The sequence below is a fragment of the Marinobacter sp. DY40_1A1 genome (assembly GCF_016597815.1).
Taxonomy (GTDB): domain Bacteria; phylum Pseudomonadota; class Gammaproteobacteria; order Pseudomonadales; family Oleiphilaceae; genus Marinobacter; species Marinobacter xiaoshiensis.
In genome coordinates, this window is record NZ_VCHA01000017.1 from 1 (window position 1) to 1,685 (window position 1,685).

The 1,685-nt window shown below is 55.1% G+C and carries 1 pseudogene; it reads right to left on the reverse strand.

The window, feature by feature from the left end:
• Positions 1-39: 39 nt before the first annotated feature.
• Positions 40-1,610 (reverse strand): annotated as a pseudogene (locus FFI61_RS17670) (IS3 family transposase).
• Positions 1,611-1,685 lie beyond the last annotated feature (75 nt).

Genomic DNA, 1,685 nt, shown 5'->3' on the forward strand with positions numbered 1-1,685 from the left:
TATCGGCGATTTTCAACCCAGTTGTCCAAATAGCTACACCTAAGCAGCTAATTTATTAAGCTCAACTTCCTGCAATTTGCCAGGATTGAGCGATACCGGACCGGTGACTTCCCAGTTCCGGGTGTTGCCAGACCAGCGCTGAGGTTTCCGACGCTTTGCTCTTTCATAAACCATTTTCCGATGCGCCAGGCGCTGGTGATCAACACCACGATGCCGATCTGCCGGTGTCACGAAGTTGATGCCACTGTGCAGATGCCTTTCGTTGTAGGCGTACTCAAACGCCAGCATCCATTCACGCACAGCCGTGAGCGATTTAAAGCCCTTTGAGGGCCACTCCGGGCAGTATTTGACCGTGCGGAACAGCGATTCCGAGTATGGATTATCGTTGCTCACTCTCGGGCGGCTGTGCGACATCAGCATGCCCAGATCGGCCAGCCGGGCCTTGAGCGTATAAGACGTCATTGGCGCTCCATTATCAGAGTGCAACACCGGTGGTTTGTGCCAGCAGCCCTCTCGCAGCAGAGCGCGTTCAACCAGCTTTTTCGCCAGCTCTCCCGACTCCGCTTCATGGATTTCCCAGGCAATGATCTTGCGGCTGTAAATGTCCATGATCAGGTAGAGGTACCAGTGCCGACCACGCACCGCTGAAGGACAATAACTAATGTCCCAACTCCAGACCTGGTTCGGGCCTGTCGCCGTGAAGCTGGTCGGTTCCGGCACCTTGCGAGGTGGCTTCATGCGCCCTCGGTAGTTTTGTTGCTGGTGCTTTTTCAACACCCGGTAAAACGAGGATTCCGATGCCAGATAAAGCCCCTTGTCGGCCAGCGACGGCACGATCTGGGAGGGCGGTAAACTCCTGTACTCGGGTTGATTACACGCACTCAGAATGGCCACCTCCTCGGCCTGTGTAAGTTTATGGGGCTGTTCAGCCCGCTCTGCCTCCGGACGCAGATCTTCTGCAACGGTGCCGTTAGCACCTCGCCAACGCTTCAATGTGCGCTCACTCATATCGATCAACTCTGCGGCCTTGTATCGGGCTGCACCACCGGCAACAGCTTCATCGAACAGTTCCAAGAGCCTTGCACGTTCATCCAGCGGTGTCAGATATCCTCGTCGCTGTCCGGATCTTCGCCGTACAAGGCTTCGAGCTTTTTTGACAGCACCAGAAGCGACGTCGTCTCAGCCAGAGCTTTATCTTTGCGGCGCACTTCGGCCTTCAGCTTTTTGATGGTTTTCCGGGAATCCCTTTGTTGCTTCTGAGCGACTTTGTCCCGGTCTGGCTGCATGCCAGCGCCTTGCAGGCAAGCTTCTTTCCAGCGCTGCACTTGCTCTGGATACAGGCCTTTCTCACGGCAATAAGCACTGAGTTCGGCTTCGGACATAGAGGCCGTTTCCACTACAACGGCTAGCTTGGCCTCAGGGGACCAGTCTTCCCCGGTATTACGATTACCTGGCACGGGCATTCCTTGTTGTCGACACTGTTTCAACCAACTATACAGAGTCACATCGGAGATGCCTTCCTCTGCCGCCACCGACACGACACTTCGGTTCTGCGGAGGCAACAACTTCTTCAACACGGCGGCTTTACGTTCTTCGGAATAACGTGGCATGAATGCTCCCATGCCGCCCCAACTGATTAAATTCAGGCGAAATTGCCAACTGGACAACAAGGCTGACAGAGGGGG